This window comes from Citrobacter sp. Cu096, assembly GCF_030332285.1.
In the GTDB taxonomy this organism is placed as follows: Bacteria; Pseudomonadota; Gammaproteobacteria; order Enterobacterales; family Enterobacteriaceae; genus Citrobacter; species Citrobacter meridianamericanus.
Genome location: NZ_JAOWID010000017.1, coordinates 1 through 20,989, shown reverse-complemented (window position 1 = coordinate 20,989; position 20,989 = coordinate 1). Strand labels below are relative to the sequence as shown.

The 20,989-nt window shown below is 52.8% G+C and carries 19 protein-coding genes and 1 tRNA gene; 7 read left to right on the top strand and 13 right to left on the bottom strand.

Features of this window, described 5'->3' with window-relative positions; genetic code table 11:
* Positions 1-2: 2 nt before the first annotated feature.
* Together OGX99_RS01005 and trxA are read right to left on the bottom strand one after the other, a co-directional pair.
* Entirely contained in the window at positions 3-146 is a 144-nt protein-coding gene (locus OGX99_RS01005) for a hypothetical protein (protein ID WP_252839018.1), read from the bottom strand.
* A 130-nt stretch (positions 147-276) separates the two neighbouring features.
* A complete protein-coding gene (trxA, locus tag OGX99_RS01000) occupies positions 277-606 on the bottom strand; it encodes a thioredoxin TrxA (RefSeq protein WP_001280776.1) in 330 nt (109 codons plus the stop codon).
* A 143-nt stretch (positions 607-749) separates the two neighbouring features.
* Between trxA and rhlB the strand changes: the two genes are divergently transcribed.
* The gene (gene rhlB / locus OGX99_RS00995) at positions 750-2,018 is read left to right on the top strand and encodes an ATP-dependent RNA helicase RhlB (protein ID WP_187254145.1); all 1,269 of its coding nucleotides are present in this window, start codon (positions 750-752) and stop codon (positions 2,016-2,018) included.
* Between the two features lie 8 nt (positions 2,019-2,026).
* Positions 2,027-3,511, top strand: coding sequence for a guanosine-5'-triphosphate,3'-diphosphate diphosphatase (gppA, locus tag OGX99_RS00990; protein WP_151225749.1), 1,485 nt, complete (start codon positions 2,027-2,029; stop codon positions 3,509-3,511).
* An 11-nt stretch (positions 3,512-3,522) separates the two neighbouring features.
* On the opposite strand, the gene OGX99_RS00985 is transcribed toward gppA, so the two are convergent.
* Positions 3,523-4,479: a hypothetical protein gene (locus OGX99_RS00985; RefSeq protein ID WP_151225747.1), complete on the bottom strand. Its 957-nt coding sequence runs from the start codon at positions 4,477-4,479 to the stop codon at positions 3,523-3,525.
* A gap of 59 nt (positions 4,480-4,538) precedes the next feature.
* On the bottom strand, positions 4,539-6,560 hold the full coding sequence (rep, locus tag OGX99_RS00980; RefSeq protein ID WP_187254142.1) for a DNA helicase Rep: 2,022 nt from the start codon (positions 6,558-6,560) through the stop codon (positions 4,539-4,541).
* Positions 6,561-6,644: 84 nt separating this feature from the next.
* Between rep and ppiC the strand changes: the two genes are divergently transcribed.
* On the top strand, positions 6,645-6,926 hold the full coding sequence (gene ppiC / locus OGX99_RS00975; protein WP_003017999.1) for a peptidylprolyl isomerase PpiC: 282 nt from the start codon (positions 6,645-6,647) through the stop codon (positions 6,924-6,926).
* A gap of 53 nt (positions 6,927-6,979) precedes the next feature.
* Here the strand turns inward: ppiC and ilvC are convergent, their stop codons facing one another.
* Positions 6,980-8,455, bottom strand: coding sequence for a ketol-acid reductoisomerase (ilvC, locus tag OGX99_RS00970; RefSeq protein WP_151217281.1), 1,476 nt, complete (start codon positions 8,453-8,455; stop codon positions 6,980-6,982).
* A gap of 158 nt (positions 8,456-8,613) precedes the next feature.
* Here ilvC and ilvY point away from each other — a divergent pair, with 158 nt between their 5' ends.
* Positions 8,614-9,516: an HTH-type transcriptional activator IlvY gene (gene ilvY, locus OGX99_RS00965; protein ID WP_151217283.1), complete on the top strand. Its 903-nt coding sequence runs from the start codon at positions 8,614-8,616 to the stop codon at positions 9,514-9,516.
* A 175-nt stretch (positions 9,517-9,691) separates the two neighbouring features.
* Positions 9,692-10,885, top strand: a complete 1,194-nt coding sequence (gene fabV / locus OGX99_RS00960; RefSeq protein ID WP_187254141.1) for an enoyl-ACP reductase FabV — start codon at positions 9,692-9,694, stop codon at positions 10,883-10,885.
* A 63-nt stretch (positions 10,886-10,948) separates the two neighbouring features.
* On the opposite strand, the gene ilvA is transcribed toward fabV, so the two are convergent.
* The 6 genes from ilvA to ilvL form a co-directional block, all read right to left on the bottom strand.
* Positions 10,949-12,493, bottom strand: coding sequence for a threonine ammonia-lyase, biosynthetic (gene ilvA, locus OGX99_RS00955; RefSeq protein ID WP_151217287.1), 1,545 nt, complete (start codon positions 12,491-12,493; stop codon positions 10,949-10,951).
* Positions 12,494-12,498: 5 nt separating this feature from the next.
* Complete coding sequence (gene ilvD, locus OGX99_RS00950; RefSeq protein ID WP_003844609.1) at positions 12,499-14,349, bottom strand: dihydroxy-acid dehydratase; 1,851 nt, start codon at positions 14,347-14,349, stop codon at positions 12,499-12,501.
* 60 nt (positions 14,350-14,409) lie between these two features.
* Positions 14,410-15,339, bottom strand: coding sequence for a branched-chain amino acid transaminase (locus OGX99_RS00945; RefSeq protein WP_151217290.1), 930 nt, complete (start codon positions 15,337-15,339; stop codon positions 14,410-14,412).
* A gap of 17 nt (positions 15,340-15,356) precedes the next feature.
* Positions 15,357-15,620 (bottom strand): acetolactate synthase 2 small subunit, encoded by a 264-nt coding sequence (gene ilvM, locus OGX99_RS00940; protein WP_003018017.1) that lies wholly within the window; start codon positions 15,618-15,620, stop codon positions 15,357-15,359.
* Positions 15,617-17,263 (bottom strand): acetolactate synthase 2 catalytic subunit, encoded by a 1,647-nt coding sequence (gene ilvG, locus OGX99_RS00935; protein WP_210905541.1) that lies wholly within the window; start codon positions 17,261-17,263, stop codon positions 15,617-15,619. The genes ilvM and ilvG overlap by 4 nt, the downstream gene beginning before the upstream one ends.
* A 139-nt stretch (positions 17,264-17,402) precedes the next feature.
* Positions 17,403-17,501, bottom strand: a complete 99-nt coding sequence (ilvL, locus tag OGX99_RS00930) for an ilv operon leader peptide (protein ID WP_001311244.1) — start codon at positions 17,499-17,501, stop codon at positions 17,403-17,405.
* Positions 17,502-17,853: 352 nt separating this feature from the next.
* Here ilvL and OGX99_RS00925 point away from each other — a divergent pair, with 352 nt between their 5' ends.
* Positions 17,854-19,374 carry a YifB family Mg chelatase-like AAA ATPase gene (locus OGX99_RS00925; protein ID WP_286542327.1) on the top strand — a complete coding sequence of 507 codons (1,521 nt, stop codon included), beginning with the start codon at positions 17,854-17,856 and terminating at the stop codon, positions 19,372-19,374.
* 24 nt (positions 19,375-19,398) lie between these two features.
* Here the strand turns inward: OGX99_RS00925 and maoP are convergent, their stop codons facing one another.
* Entirely contained in the window at positions 19,399-19,737 is a 339-nt protein-coding gene (gene maoP / locus OGX99_RS00920; RefSeq protein ID WP_003018025.1) for a macrodomain Ori organization protein MaoP, read from the bottom strand.
* Positions 19,738-19,843: 106 nt separating this feature from the next.
* On the opposite strand from maoP, the gene hdfR reads away from it, so the two are divergent.
* Positions 19,844-20,689: an HTH-type transcriptional regulator HdfR gene (gene hdfR, locus OGX99_RS00915; RefSeq protein ID WP_151217296.1), complete on the top strand. Its 846-nt coding sequence runs from the start codon at positions 19,844-19,846 to the stop codon at positions 20,687-20,689.
* A 99-nt stretch (positions 20,690-20,788) separates the two neighbouring features.
* Here the strand turns inward: hdfR and OGX99_RS00910 are convergent.
* A tRNA-Trp gene (locus OGX99_RS00910) sits at positions 20,789-20,864 on the bottom strand.
* Positions 20,865-20,989 lie beyond the last annotated feature (125 nt).

Here is a 20,989-nt window from a genome sequence, read left to right as displayed (position 1 = left end):
GGTCATCCATGCCTGTTTACGGCCATCAAACTCATGTCTGTTCGCTGTCTGGTCACAGGAAAGTACGCAGAACTGAAACGACAAGACGGATTGAGCGATAAGCCAGGAATCTGTCCACTTCCTGCGCGAGAAACAACGGGAAGTATTGGATATAACTAGATTCAAACTTAATAAGGTATGTTTAATACGAAGTCAACACTAACTTAGCACGACTCAAGTCGGGCGTCCAGTCATCCGAATCATTTCGAAGTATGGTCGCCCGATCATGAGACTTCCTTACGCTAAATTAGCGTCGAGGAATTCTTTCAACTGACCTTTGGACAGTGCGCCGACTTTAGTCGCCGCAACTTCGCCGTTTTTGAACAGCAGCAGGGTCGGGATGCCACGGATACCATACTTCGGCGCGGTGCCTGGGTTTTGGTCAATGTTCAGTTTAGCAACCGTCAATTTGCCCTGATATTCGTCAGCGATTTCATCCAGAATTGGAGCGATCATTTTGCACGGACCGCACCACTCTGCCCAGAAATCAACGAGGATAGCTCCGTCCGCTTTGAGTACATCCGTGTCAAAACTGTCGTCAGTCAGGTGAATAATTTTATCGCTCATATTAACTCCACAGGAATAAGCCTGGTGCGTTGGTGTACCCTTAATCAACGACGTGTTGATGTAGCATTAACCAACTAAAGGTTGACTTTATTTCACCGGATACGCTTTCGTAAAGCAATAGTAAGCTGATATTCTACCACACTATGAGCAAAACACATTTAACAGAACAGAAGTTTTCCGACTTCGCCCTGCACCCAAAGGTGATCGAAGCCCTTGAAAACAAAGGGTTTCATAACTGCACGCCCATTCAGGCCCTCGCGCTGCCGCTAACGCTGGCAGGTCGTGATGTTGCAGGGCAGGCGCAAACCGGTACCGGAAAAACGATGGCGTTCCTGACGTCAACGTTTCATTATCTTCTCTCTCATCCCGCGATTGACGATCGCAAGGTGAACCAACCGCGTGCGTTAATTATGGCGCCAACGCGTGAGTTAGCCGTGCAGATCCACGCCGACGCCGAGCCGCTGGCACAGACCACCGGTCTGAAATTAGGCCTGGCTTATGGCGGCGACGGTTACGATAAACAGCTGAAAGTGCTGGAAAGCGGCGTCGATATTCTTATCGGCACGACCGGTCGTCTTATCGACTATGCAAAACAGAACCACATTAACCTGGGCGCGATTCAGGTCGTGGTGCTGGATGAAGCAGATCGTATGTACGATCTGGGCTTTATTAAAGATATCCGTTGGCTGTTCCGTCGTATGCCGCCAACCACCCAACGTCTGAACATGCTGTTTTCTGCAACCCTCTCTTACCGCGTTCGCGAACTGGCGTTTGAACAGATGAATAACGCCGAGTACGTTGAAGTCGAACCGGAACAGAAGACAGGTCATCGTATTAAAGAAGAACTCTTCTATCCTTCCAACGAAGAAAAAATGCGTTTGCTGCAAACGCTGATTGAAGAAGAGTGGCCAGATCGCGCTATCGTCTTTGCTAACACTAAGCATCGTTGTGAAGATATCTGGGGTAGTCTTGCCGCCGATGGTCATCGCGTTGGTCTACTGACCGGTGACGTAGCGCAGAAAAAACGTCTGCGTATCCTTGATGAGTTCACTCGTGGCGATCTGGATATTCTCGTTGCGACTGATGTCGCCGCGCGCGGTCTGCATATCCCAGCCGTAACGCATGTATTCAACTATGACCTGCCGGATGACTGTGAAGATTACGTTCACCGTATCGGTCGTACCGGCCGTGCTGGCGCGAGCGGTCACTCGATCAGCCTGGCCTGTGAAGAATACGCGCTGAATTTACCCGCTATCGAGACCTATATTGGCCACTCGATTCCGGTTAGTAAGTACAACCCGGATGCGCTGATGACCGATCTGCCGAAGCCGTTACGTTTAACGCGCCCACGCACTGGCAATGGCCCACGTCGTACCGGTGGTGCTCCGCGTAATCGTCGTCGTTCAGGTTAACGTAAGATATGCTCACAACCACTTCGCTGTACGCCGCAATCGATTTAGGCTCTAATAGTTTTCATATGCTGGTTGTGCGCGAGGTGGCGGGAAGCATCCAGACGCTCACGCGTATTAAACGCAAGGTGCGTCTGGCCGCTGGACTCAACAGCGACAACGTTCTCTCCGCTGAAGCCATGGAACGCGGCTGGCAATGCCTGCGCCTGTTTGCTGAACGCCTGCAGGATATCCCGCAACCGCAAATCCGTGTGGTCGCCACGGCAACATTGCGCATCGCGGTAAACGCCGATGTCTTTATCGCTAAAGCGCAAGAGATCCTCAGCTGCCCAGTCCAGGTCATCAGTGGTGAAGAAGAAGCGCGTCTGATTTATCAGGGTGTTGCTCACACCACTGGCGGTGCCGATCAGCGTCTGGTCGTTGATATTGGCGGCGCCAGTACCGAACTGGTTACCGGCTCAGGTGCCCAAACAACCTCTCTGTTCAGCCTGTCAATGGGCTGTGTCACCTGGCTTGAACGGTACTTCACCGATCGTAATCTGGCACAGGAAAACTTTGACGAAGCCGAGAAAGCGGCTCGTGAAGTTTTGCGCCCCGTCGCCGACAAACTGCGTTTTCATGGCTGGAAAGTTTGCGTCGGTGCCTCCGGTACCGTCCAGGCGTTGCAGGAAATCATGATGGCGCAGGGTATGGATGAGCGCATTACGCTGGCCAAACTTCAACAGCTTAAGCAACGTGCTATTCACTGCGGTCGCCTGGAAGAGCTGGAAATCGAAGGGTTAACGCTGGAACGCGCGCTGGTTTTCCCCAGCGGATTGGCCATTCTGCTCGCCATTTTCACTGAGTTGAATATTCAATGCATGACCCTGGCCGGCGGCGCACTGCGTGAAGGTCTGGTTTACGGTATGCTACACCTGCCTGTCGATCAGGATATTCGCAGCCGCACGCTGCGTAATATTCAGCGTCGCTTTATGGTCGACACCGATCAGGCGAACCGCGTCGCACAGTTGGCTGTACATTTATTCGATCAGGTGAAAGATGAGTGGCATCTTGAGGCCATTAACCGCGAACTGCTGCAAAGTGCCTGTCAGTTGCATGAAATAGGGCTGAGCGTGGAATATAAGCAGGCTCCGCTGCATGCCGCCTGGCTGGTGCGTAATCTCGATCTTCCGGGCTTTACTCCCGCACAGAAAAAACTGTTAGCCACGCTGTTACTCAACCAGAGCAATCCTGTCGATCTCTCTTCGCTGCACCAGCAAAACGCTGTGCCACCGCGCATTGCGGAGCACCTTTGCCGTTTACTACGTCTGGCGATCATCTTCGCCGCACGCCGTCGCGACGATTTAGTGCCACACATCATCCTGCAAGCTCAGGATGAAAATCTGACGCTAACGTTGCCGGAAGGCTGGCTGGAACATCATCCATTAGGTAAAGAGTTAATCGATCAGGAAATCCAGTGGCAAAGCTATGTCCACTGGCCTCTGGACGTTCATTAACGCGGAATAGGCTACTTCAGCCCACTGGCTAAAACCCATCCTTCAGTCACCTTATGCGTCACCGGATGGGTATAGCGAACAAAGGAAAAGCCCGCGTACGCAGACCGATTTACCATCTGAACTTTGTCGTCAGCAATGATGAATGAATTATCTTCGCGAAGGCAGGCTTTATCCGGCGCATCATAGAAATAGAGGCGCGGTTGAGTCTGAGCGACTTTACGCTCAACAAACTCTCCCGGCGCAGGATTCTTTAACCCCGATTTATCCCTGGCATCGTTGCATACCAGATCGACCGCCTCCAGATGATTGGCTTCTATCCAACCAACGTAACCACCGTATCCTGCCAACAAATAACCATGTGAATCGTTACCCCGCACAGACTCATAAAACTTTTGCGTTTCTTCATCCCGGGCAATGCTGAACCCGGTTCTGGATACGATATCACCGGGTACGATAAAAATTGATTCACTGCGGCACTGCGCTACCGGAGCGGCATAGAACCAGGCGCGAGACTTACCCGTCAACGCATAACGCGGGAAATCAATGGTGGCATCCAGTTTCAGTTTCTGATTTAAATCCTGACATTCCCGCATACGGGTTAAACATTGTTGAAAGTGTTTGCCTTTTTGCGGGTCAAATTGCAGTTGTTCATCATTAATGTCCGTCAGGATATTTTTAGCCGGATGATAAGTCACCCAGCCAAGATGCCCGGCTCCGGGGGTATCCGGGGTGCTTTTTTTCCGCCGATCAAACAATTGGAGCATAACGTTACTCTCATCATCTTCTTCGGCTTCAATACGTAAATCTTTCGCACCAACATGCTCTGCAATCATTAATGGCTGATTACTGCTGGCAACCATATTCACCATCGACACAGAACAATAGTCAAAAAACTCAAATCTATCTGTTGCAGACGCCGTTGCGGTATAGAACATCCCTGACAAAATGACCAATACAAACTTCAACATCTCATCAACCTCCCTGTTGTGCTGGCTGCCGGATGACGCTTATACGCCCTGGAAAATATCTACTTCTCTTTTGCTTTCGCCATCATCGCCCGAATATTGGCGATGCTGGCCTGTCCCTTTTGCATCCGCTCCTCGGCGCTTACCACTTTACGCTCCTGTTCCCAGATAACGTCATCTTGTGGCAGTTCCAACAAGAATCGGCTCGGTTCTGGTCTCACCAGCTCACCGTACTGGCGGCGCTCTTTGCACAGCGTGAAGATAAGTTCTTTCTGCGCACGCGTAATTCCGACGTAAGCCAGACGACGCTCTTCATCGATGTTGTCTTCATCAATGCTGCTCTGGTGCGGCAAAAATCCTTCTTCCATTCCCACCATAAACACGTAAGGGAACTCCAGCCCCTTTGAGGCATGCAGCGTCATCAACTGCACCTGATCCAGCTCTTCTTCGCTCTCTCCGCGCTCCATCATGTCGCGCAGGGTAAAGCGGGTAACGACCTGAGTCAGGGTCATGGGTTCTTCCAGCTCACTGCCTTCCAGCATCTCCGTCATCCAACTGAACAGGGTGTTGACGTTTTTCATACGCATCTCTGCCGCTTTCGGGCTCGGCGAGGTTTCATACAGCCAGGATTCATAATCAATGCCGTGGATCAAATCGCGCACGGCGGCAACCGGCTCGCGCTCCGCCAGGCGTTGGATTTCACCCAGCCAGTGCGTAAAACGGGTCAGAGAATCATACCCACGTCCGGTCAGTGTCTGGCTAAGCCCCATATCAAAGCTGGCGGTAAACAGGCTTTTGTTGCGGGTCATCGCCCATTCACCGAGCTTTTGCAGCGTGGCAGGACCGATTTCACGTTTTGGCGTGTTTACGATGCGTAAAAATGCGCTGTCGTCATCCGGATTGCTCAGCACACGCAGGTAGGCCAGCAGATCTTTAATCTCCGGACGCGAGAAGAACGACGTTCCACCAGAAATTTTGTACGGGATGCGGTTCTGCATCAAAAATTTTTCAAATACCCGCGACTGATGATTACCGCGATACAGGATGGCGTAGTCTTTATATTGCGTCTTGTTCACAAAGTGATGGGCAATTAATTCCCCGGTGACGCGTTCCGCTTCATGCTCTTCATTATTCGCACTCAGCACCTTCAGCTCAGCCCCATAGCCCAGCTCGGAGAAAAGCCGCTTTTCAAAGACGTGCGGGTTGTTAGCAATGAGAATGTTCGCCGCCTTCAGGATACGCCCGGAGGAACGGTAGTTTTGCTCCAGCTTCACCACCTGTAGCGCCGGAAAATCTTTGCTTAGCAGTACCAGGTTCTGCGGACGCGCGCCGCGCCAGGAGTAAATAGACTGATCGTCATCACCCACCACGGTAAAGCGCGCACGTTGCCCCACCAGCAGCTTCACCAGCTCGTACTGGCTGGTGTTGGTATCCTGGTATTCATCCACCAGCAGGTAGCGGATTTTGTTCTGCCAGCGCTCGCGCACCTCTTCATTACGCTGAAGCAGCAGCGTCGGCAGTAGGATCAGATCGTCAAAGTCCAGCACGTTGCACGCCTTCATATGCGCGTCGTACAGGCCATAGCAGTGAGCAAAAATGCGATCGCGCTCGCCTTTCGCACTGGCCGCCGCCTGTGCCGGGGTCATCAGATCGTTTTTCCAGTTGGAGATCGTCGAGATCAGCTGTTGAAGAATAAGTTTATCGTCTTCAATTAACCCTTCGGTCAGTTCCTTAAGCAGGGCCACCTGATCGGTATCGTCAAATAACGAGAAGTTCGACTTCATCCCCAGCGCCGCATATTCGCGCTTTATGACGTCCAGTCCCAGCGTGTGGAATGTGGAGATCATCAGCCCACGCGCCTCTTTACGACCCAGCGTTTGCGCCACGCGCTCTTTCATCTCGCGCGCAGCCTTATTGGTAAAGGTCACGGCCGCAATATGGCGTGCCTGATAACCACATTCACGGATCAGATGTGCGATTTTGTTAGTGATAACACGCGTCTTGCCGGAACCCGCCCCCGCCAGCACCAGGCAAGGTCCGGTGACGAATTCGACGGCTTGTTGTTGTCCGGGGTTCAAACGCATAAAGGGTCACTCATGAAAGTCGGGAGGGGAGAATAACAGCGTGGTAGTATAGCCAGCCTTAACCACCCCACTCAAGGCACGATCATGGCAAAAACAGCAGCAGCAGTGCATATCCTTGTTAAAGAAGAGAAACTGGCACTGGATCTTCTGGAACAGATTAAAAACGGCGCCGACTTCGGCAAACTGGCGAAGAAACACTCTATCTGCCCATCAGGTAAACGCGGCGGTGATTTAGGCGAGTTCCGCCAGGGCCAGATGGTTCCGGCGTTCGATAAAGTCGTCTTCTCTTGCCCTGTACTGGAGCCGACCGGCCCGCTGCATACCCAGTTCGGTTATCACATCATTAAAGTGCTGTACCGTAACTAATAAAAAGCCCGGAGTATCAACCTCCGGGCTTTTTTTGCCTGATGGCGTTATGCTTATCCAGCTACGGCAATGCGCTTCATATCGGTCATGTAGCCACGCAGTTTCTGGCCTACTTTCTCGATTTCATGGCTACGGATCGCGTCATTCACGTCGCGCAGCTGCGCGTTGTCTACCGCGCCTTCGGCAATCGCTTTGCCCAGGTCGCCAGTCTGCAGAGTCGTCATGAACTCTTTCAGCAGCGGTACGCAAGCGTAAGAGAACAGGTAGTTACCATATTCTGCTGTATCGGAGATAACCACGTTCATCTCGTACAGACGCTTACGAGCGATGGTATTCGCGATCAGCGGCAGCTCGTGCAGCGATTCGTAGTACGCAGATTCTTCGATAATGCCGGAATCGACCATGGTTTCGAACGCCAGCTCAACGCCCGCTTTCACCATCGCGATCATCAGTACACCTTTATCGAAGTACTCCTGCTCACCGATTTTACCTTCAAACTGTGGGGCGGTTTCGAACGCGGTTTTGCCGGTCTCTTCACGCCAGGTCAGCAGTTTCTTATCATCGTTGGCCCAGTCAGCCATCATGCCGGAAGAGAATTCACCGGAAATAATGTCGTCCATGTGCTTCTGGAACAGCGGCGCCATGATCTCTTTCAGCTGCTCAGAGAGCGCGTAAGCACGCAGTTTCGCTGGGTTGGACAGACGGTCCATCATCAGGGTGATCCCACCCTGCTTCAGCGCTTCGGTGATGGTTTCCCAGCCGAACTGAATCAGTTTTTCCGCGTAAGCCGGGTCGGTCCCTTCTTCCACCAGCTTGTCGAAGCACAGCAGAGAACCGGCCTGCAACATGCCGCACAGAATGGTCTGCTCACCCATCAGGTCAGATTTCACTTCCGCCACGAAGGAGGATTCCAGCACGCCCGCACGGTGACCGCCGGTGGCTGCTGCCCACGCTTTGGCGATAGCCATGCCTTCGCCTTTCGGATCGTTTTCCGGGTGAACGGCGATCAGGGTCGGAACGCCGAAACCACGTTTGTATTCTTCACGGACTTCGGTGCCCGGACACTTCGGCGCCACCATCACTACGGTGATGTCTTTACGGATCTGCTCGCCCACTTCCACGATGTTGAAACCGTGGGAGTAACCCAGCGCCGCACCGTCTTTCATCAGCGGTTGTACGGAACGTACCACGTCAGAGTGCTGCTTGTCCGGGGTCAGGTTAACCACCAGGTCAGCCTGCGGGATCAGCTCTTCATAGGTCCCGACTTTGAAGCCGTTTTCGGTCGCTTTGCGCCAGGAAGCACGCTTCTCAGCAATCGCTTCTTTACGCAGGGCATAAGAGATATCCAGACCGGAGTCACGCATGTTCAGTCCCTGGTTCAGACCCTGTGCGCCACAGCCGACGATGACCACTTTTTTACCCTGAAGGTAGCTTGCGCCATCGGCGAATTCGTCGCGGCCCATAAAGCGACATTTGCCCAGCTGTGCCAACTGCTGGCGCAGGTTCAGTGTATTAAAGTAGTTAGCCATGGTGGTGTACTCCGTGATGTTGTGTTGTGGTGCTTATTATTCGGTTCGCGTTTCAGCGGGATTAGACTCACATTACAACAGGAAATTTATTGCGGAAATTGATATATTCACAACGTCACATTGCAATATCTGCAACGTCAAAATAAAGAGGCTCGCCGGTGGATTTACGCGATCTGAAAATGTTCCTGCATCTGGCAGAAAGTCGCCATTTTGGCCGCAGCGCGCGGGCGATGCACGTCAGCCCTTCCACGCTTTCGCGCCAGATCCAGCGCCTGGAAGAAGACCTCGGCCAGCCGCTGTTTGTGCGCGATAACCGCACGGTCACCCTGACCGAAGCAGGTGAAGAGCTGCGCGTATTCGCCCAGCAGACACTGCTGCAATACCAGCAGCTGCGCCACACCCTCGATCAACAGGGACCGTCGTTGTCTGGCGAGTTACATATCTTCTGCTCTGTCACCGCCGCGTACAGCCACCTGCCGCCAATCCTCGACCGCTTCCGCGCCGAGCATCCTTCGGTGGAAATCAAGCTCACCACTGGCGACGCCGCCGATGCGATGGACAAAGTGGTCACCGGCGAGGCCGATCTGGCGATTGCCGGTAAGCCCGAGATGCTGCCCGGCGCGGTGGCGTTTTCGATGCTGGAGAATCTGACGGTCGTATTGATCGCCCCGGCGCTGCCCTGCCCGGTGCGTAATCAGGTTTCCGTCGAGAAACCCGACTGGTCGACGGTGCCGTTTATCATGGCCGACCAGGGGCCGGTACGCCGCCGCATTGAGCTGTGGTTCCGCCGCCACAAAATCAGCAACCCGTCGATTTACGCCACGGTGGGCGGTCATGAAGCGATGGTCTCGATGGTGGCGCTCGGCTGCGGCGTGGCGCTGCTGCCGGAAGTTGTGCTGGAAAACAGCCCGGAGCCGGTGCGTAATCGCGTGATGATTTTAGAGCGCAGCGACGAGAAAACACCGTTCGAGCTGGGCGTCTGCGCGCCGAAAAAGCGGCTGCATGAGCCGCTAATTGATGCGTTCTGGAAAATTGTTCTGGAGCGTAAATCCACCGAGTAGCGCCAGCATCAGGCCTAAAATCAGTGGTAGATTCAGTATTGGCACTCCTTTTCTGTATAATGTCACGTGCCATAATAGATGTGGGGGGCTTGTTAACCATCACGTTTAGCAAGCCAGAACAGACGGTGTCATTGCGCACTTGACAGCGAAAATACAAACTTAATTAGCCATCATTATGATAATCAAACCAAAAATTCGTGGATTCATCTGTACAACGACCCATCCGACTGGCTGCAAAGTCAATGTGGAAAAACAGATCGATTATGTGAAGAAAAACGGGAAAATCGCTAACGGCCCTTCCCGCGTGCTGGTCATCGGTGCTTCCACCGGTTACGGTCTGGCGTCCAGAATTTCCGCCGCCTTTGGCAGCGGTGCCGCCACTATCGGCGTATTTTTCGAAAAACCAGGCACGGAAACCAAACCGGGTTCCGCGGGCTGGTATAACTCTGCAGCCTTCGATGAAGCCGCTAAGCGCGAAGGCCTGTACGCCAAAAGCATCAACGGCGACGCGTTCTCCGACGAGTGCCGTGATGAAGTCATCAAACTGATCAAAGAAGACCTGGGTCAGATTGATCTGGTGGTTTACTCGCTGGCTTCCCCGGTGCGTAAAATGCCGAAAACCGGTGAAATCGTCCGTTCGGCGCTGAAGCCAATCGGTGAGGTTTACACCTCTAAAGCGATTGATACCAACAAAGATCAGATCATCACCGCCAGCATTGAGCCGGCAACGGAAGAAGAAGTTCAGAACACCGTTACTGTGATGGGCGGTGAAGACTGGGAACTGTGGATGGGCGCGCTGAGCGAAGCGGGCGTGCTGGCTGATGGCGTGAAAACCGTGGCCTACTCCTACATCGGAACCGACCTGACCTGGCCAATCTACTGGCACGGCGCGCTGGGCAAAGCAAAAGAAGACCTCGACCGCGCGGCAGGTGCGCTGCGTGATCAGCTGGCTCCGCTGCACGGTTCTGCGAACGTTGCCGTACTGAAATCCGTGATCACTCAGGCATCTTCTGCGATCCCGGTAATGCCGCTGTACATCTCTATGGTCTTCAAACTGATGAAAGCGCAGGGGATTCATGAAGGCTGTATCGAGCAGATCAACCGTCTGATGACCACCAGCCTGTACGGCGACAAAGTGGCGCTTGATGACAACCAGCGTATCCGTATGGATGACTGGGAACTGCGCGAAGACATTCAGCAGGCATGTCGCGATCTGTGGCCGCTGATCACCACCGAAAACCTGGCGCAAGAAACTGACTATGCAGGGTACAAGCAGGAATTCCTGAACCTGTTCGGTTTTGGCCTCGACGAAGTGGATTACGATGCTGACGTGAACACCGAAGTCGAATTCGACGTCATCACGCTGTAATTTGCAGATACAGTTGCAAAAAGGGTTCATGTGAAAACATGAACCCTTTTTTAATGGCGACTGCTAACCCGCGAGGAAAAAACGGAACGCCGGGTTATGCGTTTCATCGTGACAATCATAGCCCAGTTCGTTCAGCCGCGTTTCGAAATCAGGCTCGTGCTCACCCAACTCAAACGCCGCCAGTACACGACCGTAATCGGTGCCGTGACTGCGGTAGTGGAATAATGAAATATTCCAGTGCGTACCCAGGGTATGCAGGAATTTGAGCAACGCCCCTGGCGATTCGGGGAATTCAAAGCTGAACAGACGTTCCTGCAAGGGTTTCGACGGACGGCCGCCAACCATATAGCGCACGTGCAGCTTCGCCATTTCGTCGTCAGACAGATCCACCACGCTGTAACCGCCGTCACTAAGCAACTGGAGGATTTCTTTACGTTCTTCCAGACCACGACTCAGGCGTACGCCGACAAAAATGCAGGCATCTTTGGCATCGGCAAAGCGGTAGTTAAACTCGGTCACCGAGCGTCCACCCAGCAACTGGCAGAACTTGAGGAAGCTGCCTTTTTCTTCCGGGATAGTGACTGCCAGCAGCGCTTCGCGCTGTTCTCCCAACTCACAGCGTTCAGACACGTAGCGCAGGCCGTGGAAGTTAACGTTCGCACCTGACAACACATGTGCCAGTCGTTCACCGCGAATATTGTGCTGGGCGATGTACTTTTTCATCCCTGCTAATGCCAACGCCCCGGAAGGTTCCGCCACCGCACGCACGTCTTCGAACAGGTCTTTCATTGCCGCGCAGATTGCATCGCTATCAACGGTAACGATGTCGTCGAGGTATTCCTGGCACAGACGGAAAGTTTCATCGCCGATACGCTTCACCGCCACACCTTCAGCAAAGAGACCCACACGCGGAAGATCGACCGGTTGACCGGCATCCAGCGCCGCTTTCAGGCAGGCGGAATCTTCAGCTTCCACGGCAATCACTTTGATCTGTGGCATCAGCTGTTTGATCAACACCGCCACGCCTGCCGCTAATCCGCCGCCGCCTACCGGGACAAATACGCGGTCGAGGTGAGCATCCTGTTGCAATAACTCCAGCGCCAGCGTGCCCTGCCCGGCAATCACCATCGGATGGTCAAACGGCGGAACCCAGGTAAAACCCTGCTGCTGCGACAGCTCAATCGCTTTGGCTTTGGCTTCATCAAAATTCGCGCCGTGCAACAGCACTTCTCCACCGAAGCCGCGTACGGCATCAACTTTGATATCGGCGGTAGCCGTTGGCATGACAATCAGTGCCTTCACGCCTAATCGCGCAGAAGAGAACGCGACACCTTGAGCATGATTACCCGCCGATGCGGTGATGACCCCATGCGCTTTTTGCTCTTCGGTCAGGCCCGCCATCATGGCGTAGGCTCCACGCAGCTTGAAGCTGTGAACGGGTTGACGGTCTTCGCGCTTGACCAGAATCACGTTATCGAGGCGCGAAGAGAGCTTTTCCATTTTTTGTAGCGGCGTTACCTGCGCCGCTTCGTATACCGGCGCACGCAGTACCGCTCTGAGATACTCAGCGCCCTCAGGAGCACCGGATAGAGGTTGTGAATCCGCCATGATCATTATCCCCCGAGTTTTGACTTATCGCGCACCGCGCCTTTGTCGGCGCTGGTTGCCAGACTGGCATAGGCGCGTAGCGCAAAAGAGACCTGACGCTGACGATCTTTAGGCGTCCAGGCTTTGTCACCGCGTGCTTCCTGCGCTTCGCGACGCGCAGCGATTTCCGCATCACTTAGTTGTAACTGGATACCGCGATTCGGGATATCAATAGCAATCATGTCGCCATCTTCGATGATCGCAATGTTGCCACCGCTGGCCGCTTCCGGGGAAACGTGGCCGATAGACAGGCCGGATGTGCCGCCGGAGAAACGTCCGTCGGTGATCAACGCACAGGCTTTGCCAAGGCCCATCGATTTCAGGAAGGTGGTTGGGTAGAGCATTTCCTGCATGCCCGGCCCGCCTTTCGGTCCTTCGTAACGAATGACAACCACGTCGCCCGCCACCACTTTGCCGCCAAGGATCGCCTCAACCGCGTCATCCTGGCTTTCGTACACTTTCGCCGGGCCGGTAAATTTCAGGATGCTGTCATCCACACCTGCGGTTTTCACGATACAGCCGTTTTCCGCGAAGTTACCGTAGAGTACCGCCAGACCGCCGTCTTTACTGTAAGCGTGTTCCAGCGAACGGATACAGCCTTCGGCACGATCGTCATCCAGCGTGTCCCAGCGGCAGTCCTGCGAGAACGCCTGGGTGGTACGGATGCCCGCCGGGCCAGCGCGGAACATTTTTTTCACCGCATCATCTTTGGTCAGCATCACATCATACCGATCAAGCGTTTGCGGCAGAGTCAGTCCCAGCACGTTTTTCACGTCACGGTTCAGCAGCCCGGCTCGGTCCAGTTCGCCTAAAATACCCAGTACGCCGCCTGCGCGGTGCACGTCTTCCATATGGTATTTCTGCGTGCTCGGCGCCACTTTACACAGCTGTGGGACTTTGCGGGACAGCTTGTCGATATCACTCATGGTGAAGTCGATTTCCGCTTCCTGTGCGGCCGCCAGCAGGTGCAGAACGGTGTTGGTGGAGCCGCCCATGGCGATATCCAACGTCATGGCATTCTCAAACGCCGCCTTGCTGGCAATGTTGCGCGGCAGCGCAGAAGCATCATCCTGCTCATAGTAGCGTTTAGTCAGCTCAACGATGCGTTTACCCGCGTTAAGGAACAACGTTTTACGGTCGGCGTGAGTCGCCAGCAGCGAACCGTTACCCGGCTGCGATAAACCCAGCGCTTCGGTCAGACAGTTCATGGAGTTTGCGGTGAACATCCCGGAGCATGAGCCGCAGGTCGGACAGGCAGAACGTTCAACCTGCTCGCTCTGCGAGTCGGAAACTTTCGGGTCAGCGCCTTGAATCATCGCATCAACCAGGTCGAGCTTGATAATTTGGTCAGAGAGCTTGGTTTTCCCGGCTTCCATCGGGCCGCCGGAAACAAAGATCACCGGAATGTTCAGGCGCAAGGAGGCCATTAACATCCCCGGGGTAATTTTGTCGCAGTTAGAGATACAGACCATCGCATCGGCGCAGTGAGCGTTAACCATGTACTCAACGGAGTCAGCGATCAGCTCGCGCGACGGCAGTGAATACAGCATGCCCCCGTGGCCCATGGCGATACCATCATCCACAGCAATGGTGTTGAACTCTTTTGCCACACCGCCTGAGGCTTCGATTTGTTCGGCAACCAGCTTACCGAGATCGCGCAGGTGGACATGGCCCGGCACAAACTGGGTAAAAGAGTTCACCACAGCAATAATCGGTTTACCGAAATCATCATCGGTCATCCCGGTGGCGCGCCACAGTGCGCGGGCACCCGCCATATTGCGGCCGTGGGTGGTGGTAGCAGAACGATACTTAGGCATGCTTGATTAACTCCCGTCTGTCTAATAATTGGGACGGTGCGTGCCGTCCCAAATTTATGTTTATTGATTAACCTGATCCAACCAGCCGTATTTATCTTCCGTTTCACCGGTGAAGAGGCCAAAGAAGGCCTGCTGGATGCGTTTGGTGACCGGACCACAGCGGCCTTCGCCCACCTGGATACCATCGACGCTACGTACTGGGGTGATTTCGGCCGCAGTACCGGACATAAATACTTCGTCGGCCAGGTACAGCGATTCACGGGAAAGCACCTGCTCACGCACTTCAATATTGAGATCTTTCGCCAGCTTAATGATCGCGTCACGGGTGATACCCGGCAGGGCGGAAGAAGTAAATGGCGGAGTAAATAAAATGCCGTCTTTTACTTCAAACAGGTTTTCGCCCGCGCCTTCTGAGATGTAGCCATTCACATCCAGCGCAATACCTTCCTGGTAGCCATGACGACGCGCTTCGCTACCCACCAGCAGTGAAGACAAATAGTTACCACCAGCCTTGGCAGCGGTAGGGATAGTATTCGGTGCAACGCGGTTCCAGGAAGAAACCATCGCGTCGATCCCCTGTTCCAACGCTTCAGCTCCGAGGTAAGCCCCCCACGGGAACGCGGCGATAATCACATCAGTGGTGTAACCCGCTGGCGGGTTAACGCCCATCCCTACATCGCCAACAAACACCAGTGGACGGATATAGGCGCTGGTCAGGTTGTTTTTACGAATCACTTCGCGGCACGCTTCCATCAGCTCATCAACGCTCTGAGATACCGGAAAACGATAGATCTTGGCTGAATCACGCAGACGCTGCATATGTTCACGATGACGGAACACCACCGGCCCTTTGTGAGAATCGTAGCAACGAATACCTTCAAATACGGAAGTACCGTAGTGCAGCGCGTGGGACATCACGTGGACCTTCGCGTCTTCCCAACGAATCATCTCGCCATTAGACCAAATGTAATCAGCTTTTTTCGTCGTCATTTTTCTTCCTTTTGCGCTCAGGCGCGGATTTGTTGTGATGTGGTTGTGCTCTGACAGATGGCAACATGTGCAACATCCACCAGTTTACTTAACTGACTAAACAGTAAGTCGACCGACCGGGGGCTGGCAACGGTCAATTCGATATTTATATTCTGCGCATCGCTGGCGGCTTCCATATTCATGGAGCACACCTGAAAACCACGATGGCGTACCACGCGTAAAACACGTTCTAACGTTTCCGGATTGAAACGAGCCTCAACGGCGACCTGATGTTGCATCATGATAATTTCTCCAGCATTTCTGAGTTGCTGGCGCCAGGTGGCACCAGAGGCCAGACATTCTCAAGTTCGTCGATTGAGACATGAAGCAGATATGGCCCCTCGCTGTTCAGCATGGTGTCGAGTGCCGCTTCAACCTGGTCTTTACGGGTGATGTGCTGACCAGGTATGCCGAAAGCGCTGGCCAACATGAGGAAATCGGGGTTATCGGTAAGGGTAGTTTCGCTATAACGTTCCTGAAAAAACAGCTGCTGCCATTGTCGCACCATGCCTAACCGCTGGTTGTCGAGTAAAACTATCTTCAGTGGCAACTGCTTGCGTTTTACGGTGCCCAGCTCCTGTACATTCATCATGAAGGAACCGTCACCGGAGATACAGATTACCGTATCATTCGGGCGAGCAACCTGCGCGCCAACCGCAGCAGGCAAGCCAAAGCCCATCGTACCCAAGCCGCTCGACGTGATAAAATTTTCCGGGCGGGTGTAGGTCATATGCTGTGCCGACCACATCTGATGCTGACCAACATCCGTTGTTACTACGCTGTCGGCTGGTTTGCGGTCTGAAAGCTGTTTCAGCAATAACGGCGCATAAATAGCTTCGCCCGGATGGTCATAGCGCCAGGTATGCTCTGTGCGCAGCTCAGCACTGTACTGACGCCATTCGTCAATCTTCAACGGTTGCTGTAATGCCGGCAGCAACGCATTTAAATCGCCTTGCAGCGCCACGTGCGCCTGGCGCAGTTTATTCATTTCCGCCGGGTCGATATCCATGTGGATCACGCTGGCGTTCGGTGCGAAAGTATTCAGCTTACCGGTCACCCGGTCATCAAAACGTGCGCCAACTGCAATCAGTAAATCACACTCTTGCACCGCGAAATTTGCAGCTTTAGTACCGTGCATTCCCAACATACCCAAATAGTATGGGTAGTTAGCATCTACTGCGCCCAGGCCTTTCAGCGTACAGGCGACCGGCATTTGGGTAAGCATAATAAACTCACGCAGGGCCGGAACTGCCTGCGCCATGCCTACGCCGCCACCTACGTACAGGATCGGTTTTTGCGCCTGCGCCAGCATGTTACGCGCCTGCTCAACATCAGCGTGCGGGAAAGCCTCAACGTTTTCGACGGTCGTAAAATATGGCTCCAGCGAACCGCTGGCTAATTGGATGTCTTTTGGGATATCAACCAGAACCGGGCCCGGACGACCGGAATTCGCCACGGCGAAAGCCTCAGCCATGATGCGCGGCAGTTCTTCCAGTGATTGCACCAGAAAACTGTGTTTGGTGCAGGACAGAGACATACCCAGAACATCCACTTCCTGGAATGCATCCGTTCCGATGAAAGGTGATGCCACCTGACCGGTGATCGCCACCACAGGAACAGAATCTAACAGCGCATCGGCAAGTCCGGTGATCAGGTTAGTAGCACCAGGACCGGAAGTGGCGATACAAACGCCGGTTTTACCCGTCGCTCGGGCATAGCCAATCGCCGCCATCGCTGCGCCCTGCTCATGTCTGCACAACAGGTGTTCTACGCCGCCGTCATACAGCGCATCGTAAACCGGCATAATTGCGCCACCGGGATAACCAAAGACGGTTTGAACCCCTTGTGCACGCAACGCATGTACCACCCACTGTGCCCCATTCATAGTTACATCCCCGCCGTAAATCTTGAGAAACAGAATTTTATGCTGATATTCACTTTCTGCTCCTCGTTTAAGTTTTTAAGGTCAAAAAAAACCCCCGAACCTTTCGGTGCGGGGGTCTTAGTTCGTTAAGGCTTGTTTTCTAAGCCTTTCCTCGTCCAAGTGCAGCCCCGCACGGTGGGATAATAATCACCACCACGCTAATCACGACCAGGCTAATCACTCGTAGAAGGGCTGTCATTTTTGTATTTTCTTGCATCTTGTTCGAAGGAATACCTAAAGAGTTACCATAGAATTTGCAAATGACACAAGATATTTTTTTATTCATTTTTCTGACACCATTAACGGTTTAGATAAATATCGTTGTTTTTTATACAAAAAATCAAAAATGAAAATATTTCACGTTTCAGGTAATTCTCAGCAGCCCGATCCCCAATAAAAAGTCTATTCAAAAGCATTTGCGGGCGTCATCCCAGACTAGATGCAACTTATTGTGAATTACACTAATACACATGAATCAGCACCTAAAAGGCGTAATTATGTAAAATCTTGCCGCGATGTATTGCGACATAATACTGTCATCAGGAGGCATTATGTCACTATCGATCATTCATACACGCGCCGCGTTGGGCGTAAATGCACCCGCCATTACTGTCGAGGTACATATCAGCAACGGCCTGCCCGGTTTAACCATGGTGGGGCTGCCGGAAACGACGGTGAAAGAGGCTCGCGATCGGGTACGCAGTGCGATAATTAATAGCGGGTATGAATTCCCGGCAAAGAAGATAACCATAAATCTCGCTCCAGCCGATCTTCCGAAAGAAGGGGAGCGATATGATTTACCTATCGCTGTTGCGCTTCTGGCCGCTTCTGAGCAGCTTACAACCCATAATCTCGATGCATATGAGCTGGTCGGTGAATTAGCGCTTACAGGCGCGTTACGCGGCGTTCCCGGCGCGATATCAAGCGCAACCGAAGCCATTCGTGCAGGCAGGAGAATTATTGTCGCCACAGAGAATGCCGCTGAAGTTGGACTGATACACGGCGAAGGATGCCTGATCGCAGATCACCTGCAGACCGTATGCGCATTTCTCGAAGGTAAGCACGATTTAGACAGGCCCTCAGCCGCAGATTTTACGCCCGACGCATTCGCCGACGACCTGAGCGATGTTATCGGCCAGGAACAGGGTAAACGCGGGCTGGAGCTTACCGCAGCTGGCGGTCATAACCTCTTGCTCATTGGCCCGCCGGGTACGGGCAAGACCATGTTGGCCAGTCGCCTCAGAGGTCTGCTCCCACCGCTTAGCAACGATGAAGCGCTGGAAAGTGCTGCGATACTCAGTCTGGTTAATTCCGAAACGATACAAAAACAATGGAAGCAACGCCCTTTTCGTTCACCACATCACAGTGCTTCATTAACGGCCATGGTCGGTGGAGGCTCTATTCCTGCACCAGGCGAGATCTCTCTGGCGCATAACGGCATACTGTTTCTGGATGAACTACCCGAGTTTGAACGGCGTACGCTGGATGCCTTGCGCGAACCCATCGAGTCCGGGCAGATCCATCTATCCCGCACCAGAGCAAAAATAACCTATCCCGCGCGCTTTCAACTTATAGCAGCGATGAATCCAAGCCCTACAGGCCATTATCAGGGGAATCATAATCGCTGTACTCCAGAACAGACGCTGCGCTACCTCAATCGACTGTCAGGACCATTTCTCGATCGCTTCGACCTCTCCCTCGAAATCCCCTTACCACCGCCCGGCATACTCAGTCAGAGCGCAGTGAAAGGGGAAGATAGTGCAACGGTTAAGCAACGCGTTATAGCAGCACGAGAGCGTCAGTATCTGCGGCAAAATAAGTTAAACGCGCACCTGAACAGCCAGGATATTCATAAATACTGCCCACTGCACAGCGACGATGCTCAATGGCTGGAAGAAACGCTCGCGCATCTCGGATTATCTATCCGCGCCTGGCTGCGTCTGATAAAGGTCGCTAGAACGATTGCGGATATAGAACAATGTGATCGCATCTCTCGCCAACACTTACAGGAAGCCGTTGGATACCGGGCGATAGACAGGTTACTCATTCATTTGCAGAAACTACTGGCATAAAAAAAGGGCTTTCGCCCTTTTTTATTAATCATCAGATTCGGTGTAGTCTTCTGCGCCTTCCACCTGAGGTTTCCCACCAGAAAGCGTGTGGAAGCGTTTTGGACGCTTAATACGCGTCATGTATTTAGACCACACGCGTTCAGCTTCAGTAACCGGCTCACGTTCACCACGGCATACCGCAACAAACAGTTTCTCTTCTTCAGTTACCGGCTCACGCTTACCCAGATCCAGCTCGTTGAAAGCATAACCGTGACGCTCAAGCAGTTGTGCTTCTTTAATGGTGAAATCACCATGACGGGAGAATCCGCGGGGATAATATTTATTATCGAAATATCGATTAGTCGTCGTAAAGCTTTCCGCCATCCTGCACGCTCCTAATTCTTTGGCCGAGCTATTTATGGCGCGGAGTATTAGTTACGCTTGACAGAGCGTCAAACAAAAGATTTAAATCATAACGACAAATTATTTTATGGAGCGAGTTGTGGATACGGAATTGTTAAAAACTTTCCTGGAAGTTAGCCGGACACGCCACTTTGGCAGGGCTGCTGAAGCGCTCTATCTGACCCAGTCAGCGGTTAGTTTTCGGATCAGACAGCTGGAAAATCAATTGGGTGTAAACCTGTTCACTCGACACAGAAACAATATCCGTTTGACCGCCGCAGGTGAAAAATTATTGCCTTACGCTGAAACCCTGATGAATACGTGGCAAGCAGCACGTAAGGAAGTTGCGAATACCTCGCGGCATAACGAGTTTTCTATCGGCGCCAGCGCATCTCTCTGGGAGTGCATGCTTAATGACTGGTTGAGACGTTTATATCAATCTCAGGAGCCACAGTCCAGCCTGCAGTTTGAAGCGAGGATCGCTCAGCGCCAGTCATTGGTAAAACAGCTTCATGAACGACAGCTTGATCTACTGATTACGACCGAAACGCCCAAAATGGACGAATTTAGCAGCCAACTGTTGGGATATTTCACGCTGGCGCTCTATTGTAGTTCTCCATCGCAAACCAAAGATGAACTGAACTATCTACGTCTGGAATGGGGACCCGATTTTCAACAACACGAAGCGGGATTGATCGCGGGAGATGAAGTGCCGGTACTCACTACCAGTTCAGCTGAACTGGCCAGGCAACAGCTTTCTGTGATTAAGGGCTTTAGCTGGCTTCCTGTCAACTGGGCCAAAACCAAAAGCGATCTCCATACGGTTACCGACAGTACAACACTATCTCGCCCTTTATATGCAGTTTGGCTGCAAAACAGCGATAAACATGCACTGATCTGCGATCTATTGAGAACAAATATTCTGGAAGATTAAGGTAAATACTGGCAAGGATGCCGGGAGTAAAAACAGAAGGAAGACAATGTTGAATTGCACGAAAAAAAAATCCTTAGCAAGAATGCTAAGGATTGTTTCTGGCAGGGGCGGAGAGACTCGAACTCGCGACACCCGGTTTTGGAGACCGGTGCTCTACCAACTGAGCTACGCCCCTAAATTTTCTTATCATTAAGCCTGCTTGATAGCAGGCTTAATTTTCTAATAAGTGGCGGAACGGACGGGACTCGAACCCGCGACCCCCTGCGTGACAGGCAGGTATTCTAACCAACTGAACTACCG

Bases quoted from the DNA above. Each gene is read 5' to 3' on its own strand.
- trxA (WP_001280776.1), bottom strand. From the start codon at position 606: ATGAGCGATAAAATTATTCACCTGACTGACGACAGTTTTGACACGGAT.
- rhlB (WP_187254145.1), top strand. From the start codon at position 750: ATGAGCAAAACACATTTAACAGAACAGAAGTTTTCCGACTTCGCCCTG.
- gppA (WP_151225749.1), top strand. From the start codon at position 2,027: ATGCTCACAACCACTTCGCTGTACGCCGCAATCGATTTAGGCTCTAAT.
- OGX99_RS00985 (WP_151225747.1), bottom strand. From the start codon at position 4,479: ATGTTGAAGTTTGTATTGGTCATTTTGTCAGGGATGTTCTATACCGCA.
- rep (WP_187254142.1), bottom strand. From the start codon at position 6,560: ATGCGTTTGAACCCCGGACAACAACAAGCCGTCGAATTCGTCACCGGA.
- ppiC (WP_003017999.1), top strand. From the start codon at position 6,645: ATGGCAAAAACAGCAGCAGCAGTGCATATCCTTGTTAAAGAAGAGAAA.
- ilvC (WP_151217281.1), bottom strand. From the start codon at position 8,455: ATGGCTAACTACTTTAATACACTGAACCTGCGCCAGCAGTTGGCACAG.
- fabV (WP_187254141.1), top strand. From the start codon at position 9,692: ATGATAATCAAACCAAAAATTCGTGGATTCATCTGTACAACGACCCAT.
- ilvA (WP_151217287.1), bottom strand. From the start codon at position 12,493: ATGGCGGATTCACAACCTCTATCCGGTGCTCCTGAGGGCGCTGAGTAT.
- ilvD (WP_003844609.1), bottom strand. From the start codon at position 14,349: ATGCCTAAGTATCGTTCTGCTACCACCACCCACGGCCGCAATATGGCG.
- OGX99_RS00945 (WP_151217290.1), bottom strand. From the start codon at position 15,339: ATGACGACGAAAAAAGCTGATTACATTTGGTCTAATGGCGAGATGATT.
- ilvM (WP_003018017.1), bottom strand. From the start codon at position 15,620: ATGATGCAACATCAGGTCGCCGTTGAGGCTCGTTTCAATCCGGAAACG.
- ilvG (WP_210905541.1), bottom strand. From the start codon at position 17,263: ATGAATGGGGCACAGTGGGTGGTACATGCGTTGCGTGCACAAGGGGTT.
- ilvL (WP_001311244.1), bottom strand. From the start codon at position 17,501: ATGACAGCCCTTCTACGAGTGATTAGCCTGGTCGTGATTAGCGTGGTG.
- OGX99_RS00925 (WP_286542327.1), top strand. From the start codon at position 17,854: ATGTCACTATCGATCATTCATACACGCGCCGCGTTGGGCGTAAATGCA.
- maoP (WP_003018025.1), bottom strand. From the start codon at position 19,737: ATGGCGGAAAGCTTTACGACGACTAATCGATATTTCGATAATAAATAT.
- hdfR (WP_151217296.1), top strand. From the start codon at position 19,844: ATGGAGCGAGTTGTGGATACGGAATTGTTAAAAACTTTCCTGGAAGTT.